This is a genomic window from Mesorhizobium sp. dw_380, from assembly GCF_018588885.1.
In the GTDB taxonomy this organism is placed as follows: domain Bacteria; phylum Pseudomonadota; class Alphaproteobacteria; order Rhizobiales; family Rhizobiaceae; genus Mesorhizobium.
Genome location: NZ_JAFFIW010000089.1, coordinates 1 through 4,667, shown reverse-complemented (window position 1 = coordinate 4,667; position 4,667 = coordinate 1). Strand labels below are relative to the sequence as shown.

Below are 4,667 nucleotides of genomic sequence, written 5' to 3'. Positions count from 1 at the left end.
CCTGTCTCCGTCGCTATTGCGCCGGGCCCTGCTGCCCTCCCGCCGGGTGCGGGGCTGCCGGCTGCGCGCGGCGGCAGCGCTCGCGGCGGGGGGCGGTGGGGGTGTGGTGTAGCTGGTCGCTGTGTCGCCCCGCCCGGCGGTCCTTGACGGCGCGTGTTACCTCCCCCTCGATTGGGGGGAGGTCCCGAGCGCAGCTCGGGGGTGGGGGTGATCTGGCGCGGCTTCACCCCTCCCCGCAGCTTCACGTCGACCCTCCCCATCGAGGGGAGGGTGAGGTGCTGGTTCAGGCTCCTCGCGCTTCAGAAACTCCGGAACGACCTGCTCGGCCGCCGGTTTCAGCGCATCCAGCGCGTCCCATTTGATCGGCGGGAGGGGCGCGGTCTCGTCGATGCGCTCCTCGACAATTTCTTTCTTGCCGAACGAAAATATCTTCTTGAAAAAACTAGCCATGCTTTGCGTTTCTCAGGCGGCGCGGGCGGCAAGCGGGGCCGCGATCAGCCTGGTACCATCGTGACCTGTGATGTCGGCTTCGACGATCTCGCCCGGCGCGCCGGTGCCGAGTGCGGCAAGCGTGAAACCCTCGGTGCGGCCAAGGCCGTCACGCTCGATCAGGATCGACTGGCGCGTTCCGGCAAGCGAGGACAGGTGCCTGACATAGGCAGCTTCGCCGGCGGCGCGCAGCCGGGCGGCGCGTTGCTTGACCACTTCGCGGCGCACTTGGGGCATGCGCGCGGCGGGCGTGCCTTCGCGCGGGCTGAACGGGAAGACGTGCAGGTGGGTCAGGCCGCATTCAGCGACGATTTTTTCCGAGTTCTCGAACATGTCGTCGGTTTCGGTCGGGAAGCCGGCGATGATGTCGGCGCCGAAGACGATGCCGGGGCGCAATTTGCGCACATCCTCGCAGAAGCGGATCGACTGATCGCGCAGATGCCGGCGTTTCATGCGCTTCAGGATCATGTCATCGCCCGATTGCAGGGACAGATGCAGATGCGGCATCAGCCTGGGTTCGGTCGCTATGGCGTCGAGCAAATCGTCGTCGGCCTCGATCGAATCGATCGAGGAGAGGCGCAGCCGCTTCACGTCGGGCACCTGCCTGAGGATCGTCTTCACCAGTCGCCCAAGTTTTGGCGCGCCCGGCAGGTCGGCGCCGAACGAAGTCATGTCGACGCCGGTCAGCACGATCTCGGCGTAGCCGTTGCCGGCCAGCCGCTTGACCTGCTCGACCACGGCGCCCATCGGCACCGAGCGCGAATTGCCGCGGCCATAGGGAATGATACAGAAGGTGCAGCGATGGTCGCAGCCATTTTGCACCTGGACGAAGGCGCGTGCCCGGCCTTCGATGGCGTCGACCATGTGGCCAGCGGTCTCGCGCACCGAAAAGATGTCGTTGACGCGGGCCTTCTCGGTGTCGTTGACGCCGAAGTCCGGCAGCGCACGATAGGAATGCGCCTTCAGCTTCTCCTCATTGCCAAGCACGAGATCGACCTCGTCCATGGCGACGAATTTTTCAGGCTCGGTCTGCGCGGCGCAGCCGGTGACGATGATGCGCGCCTGCGGGTTGTCGCGGCGCGCCTTGCGGATCGCCTGCTTGGCCTGGCGCACGGCCTCGCCGGTGACGGCGCAGGTGTTGAAGATCACGGCGCCGCCGTCCAGCGCACCGAGACCGGCACTTTCGGCCTCGCGCCGCATCACTTCGGATTCATAGGTGTTCAGCCGGCAGCCGAACGTCACGACGTCGATACCCCTGGAGACGGGGCTCTTGGAGAGAGCCGACATCAGGCCGCGCTTTCGGTGTCGCGGGCCCGGGCGCCGGTCGACGGATCGAAGCTGCCGGAAAATTCCCATTCGGCGGCACCGGTGAGAATGACATGGTCATCGTCGCGCCATTCGACCTGCAGCGTGCCGCCGCCGGGTGTCAGCAGGCTGACGCTGCGCCCGGTCCGCCTGGTACGGGCTGCGGCCACCACCGCGGCGCAAGACGCCGAGCCGCAAGCCTTGGTCAGGCCGGCGCCGCGTTCCCAGGTGCGGATGATCATGGTTTCGGGTGAAGTCACCTCAGCGATGGTGATGTTGGCGCGCTCGGGGAAGATCGGGTGGTTTTCCAAGAGCGGCCCGAACCGGTCGAGCTCGTAGGACCAGACGTCGCGGTCGACCCAGAAGATGGCGTGCGGGTTGCCCATCGAGACGACGGAGGGCGAATGCAGCACCGGCGCATCGATCGGGCCGATCTGCAATTCGATCATGCGGGTGTCGCGGAACTCTTCGGCGAGCGGAATGTCCTGCCAGCCGAAACGCGGCGTGCCCATATCGACCGAGATCAAGCCGTCGGCATGTTCCCTGGCATTGAGGATGCCGGCGCGGGTCTCGAAGGTGAAGGTCTTCTGGCCGGTCTCGGCGGCAAGCGCCTGCACGACGCAGCGCATGCCGTTGCCGCAGGCCTGCGCACTGGTGCCGTCGGAATTCAGGATGTCGATATAGTAGGCAGTGCCCGGCGTCTTCGCATCATGGATCGCCATGATCTGGTCGAAGCGGGTCGCGGCATCGGCGTTCAGCGCAAGGGCTGCAGCTGCCGTCACTTGATCGGCACGGCCGCGCATGTCGGCAACGATGATCTCGTTGCCGATGCCGTTCATCTTGGCGAAAGGGGCCGTGCTTGCCATTGCTCCGCGAAATTCCGTGTCCGTTCGGCGCTATATGGCGGAAACGGGCGGGAATTACCAGTGCGCAGCCGCTTTACGTCACCGCGAAGACGCCAAACAAGACCAGCAGGAAAATGATCAGCACGATGCCGATGAGGATGCGCGCCCCCGTGGCTGCGGCCCCGGCAAGCGCCGGCATGCCGAGAAGGCTCGCCGCAGCGGCGATGATCAGGAGAATGATGATCCATCTGAGCATGGTGATGCCTCGCGGGCCACGGATTGAAACTGAATGAAAACGCGGCTGGCGCGCTTGGGTTCCGGCCTGCACTCAAGGCACGTCCCAGACCTCGCCTGGCCGCAAGGCGCGAAAGCGCTCGCTAGGCACGCCCTCGGCATCAAGCGCCTCGGCCAGCTTCAGCGTCGGCTCGTCGATCGGCTCGTCGGTGAGCTGAAAGGTGCCCCAGTGGCAGCCGGCCGCATGGGCTGCGTTGCACAGCTTCATGCCTTGCACGGCTTCCTCCGGATTCTGGTGCTGCGGAGCCATGAACCAGCGCGGCTCGTAGGCGCCGATCGGCAGGATGGCGAAGCGGAAGCCGCCATGCTTCTCAGCCAGCAGCCGGTAATTGATGCCGTCGTGGAAGCCGGTGTCGCCGGCGAAATAGATTCTTCCGCCCGGCGTTTCGATGACGAAGCCGGCCCACAGCGCCATGCGGCGGTCGCGGGCGGCGCGCGCCGACCAGTGATGCGCCGGCTCGATGTGGATGAAAACGCCGGTGCCTATTTCGACCCTGTCGCCCCAGTCATGCGCCGACAGCCGCATGCTGGGAACCGCCGCGCGGATAAGCACATCATTGCCGAGCGGAGTGACCACCAGCGGGTCATGGCCGGCCTTCAACTGCCTGAGCGCGGCGAGATCGAGATGGTCATAATGGTTGTGGCTGACCAGCACGAGGTCGATGGGCGGCAGATCGGCAAAGGCGATGCCCGGCGGGTTGACGCGCTTCGGTCCGGCGAAGGAAAACGGCGATGCGCGTTGCGACCAGACCGGATCGGTGAGGATGTTCAGCCCGGCGGTCTGGACCAGCAGCGTGGAGTGGCCGACCATGGTCACCGTAAGATCGGCGCCTTCGATCTTCGTCGCCGGCTTTGCCTGCGGAAAAGGACTCGGGTCGGCGGCGGGCCATTTCGCACGCTGGCCGTTGAACTGCCATTTCAACACGTCAGCGAAACGGCCGGGCAGCTGGCCGCCGGGATTGAAGAAGAGGGTGCCATCGAAATGGTTGCTGGGCGGGCCGCTGTAATAGCGGTTGGCGGCTTTCTTTCCTGCGGCCAAGATCGGCGCTCCAGCGGTTTCGGCTCCTAGACATAGGCTCTGCGCCGATTGGTGCAAGCATTTGCCGGCTGATTGCCTTAGGGGAATGCCGCGTGGCTGGACCACTGGCCGTGGGCGGCAGGCGAATGCGGCCATGCCGACTGCGATAAATTTGCAACAATTTTTGCCGCAAACCCTATTTTAACCATATCGGGTTGAAATTTCGCCACCTTCTCCGTCTTGGTGGAGGTGAAATTGCGCGGACGGCGTCCCCCCAGCCGGATCCGACGGAGGTTGGAATGAATTTTTCGAAAAGTGGCCTGGTGGCCGTATCGCTGGCTGCGCTCGTTGCGAGCGGCTGCTCGACCTCACGCTTCTCGTCCATGGACGACCAGCAGCCGGCGCCGCTGCAGCCGGCTCCGGCCGGCCAGGTGACCTCCAACCAGCTGCCGCCGCCGGCCTCGCCCGGCGCCACCGACCCGTCGCAGTTCCCGACCGCGCCGGCAAACTCGCAGGTCGCGTCCCTGCCGCGGTACGGAGCCGCGTCCGCCGGCCGCGCGGACCTAAGTGCGTCAGGGTTCGCCGGTGTCTGGAAGGCACGCGTTTCCGGCAGCAGCTGTAAAACCGAGACGCTGCAGCACAAGTTGGTTGCTGGGGCCCCGGCAGTGCGTCGCACCCCCCGGCGCCGGCCAGCCGCCACGAACCGGCGGCGACCC

The 4,667-nt window shown here is 65.8% G+C and carries 5 protein-coding genes; 1 reads left to right on the top strand and 4 read right to left on the bottom strand.

Annotated elements, in window-relative coordinates; translation table 11 throughout:
- Positions 1–462: 462 nt before the first annotated feature.
- The 4 genes from mtaB to JT360_RS32810 form a co-directional block, all read right to left on the bottom strand.
- The gene (gene mtaB / locus JT360_RS32825) at positions 463–1,776 is read right to left on the bottom strand and encodes a tRNA (N(6)-L-threonylcarbamoyladenosine(37)-C(2))-methylthiotransferase MtaB (RefSeq protein WP_214477537.1); all 1,314 of its coding nucleotides are present in this window, start codon (positions 1,774–1,776) and stop codon (positions 463–465) included.
- Complete coding sequence (gene dapF, locus JT360_RS32820) at positions 1,776–2,660, bottom strand: diaminopimelate epimerase (RefSeq protein ID WP_214477535.1); 885 nt, start codon at positions 2,658–2,660, stop codon at positions 1,776–1,778. Before dapF ends, mtaB begins: the two co-directional genes overlap by 1 nt.
- 73 nt (positions 2,661–2,733) lie before the next feature.
- On the bottom strand, positions 2,734–2,895 hold the full coding sequence (locus JT360_RS32815; RefSeq protein ID WP_214477534.1) for a DUF1328 family protein: 162 nt from the start codon (positions 2,893–2,895) through the stop codon (positions 2,734–2,736).
- Positions 2,896–2,967: 72 nt separating this feature from the next.
- Positions 2,968–3,972 (bottom strand): MBL fold metallo-hydrolase, encoded by a 1,005-nt coding sequence (locus tag JT360_RS32810; RefSeq protein ID WP_250889242.1) that lies wholly within the window; start codon positions 3,970–3,972, stop codon positions 2,968–2,970.
- A 278-nt stretch (positions 3,973–4,250) separates the two neighbouring features.
- On the opposite strand from JT360_RS32810, the gene JT360_RS32805 reads away from it, so the two are divergent.
- The coding region (locus tag JT360_RS32805; protein WP_250889241.1) for a hypothetical protein at positions 4,251–4,667 on the top strand (417 nt) is incomplete at its 3' end.

What these genes read in the sequence shown, in the direction of transcription:
- JT360_RS32815 (WP_214477534.1), bottom strand. Translation starts at nt 2,895, where the DNA reads ATGCTCAGATGGATCATCATTCTCCTGATCATCGCCGCTGCGGCGAGC.
- mtaB (WP_214477537.1), bottom strand. Translation starts at nt 1,776, where the DNA reads ATGTCGGCTCTCTCCAAGAGCCCCGTCTCCAGGGGTATCGACGTCGTG.
- dapF (WP_214477535.1), bottom strand. Translation starts at nt 2,660, where the DNA reads ATGGCAAGCACGGCCCCTTTCGCCAAGATGAACGGCATCGGCAACGAG.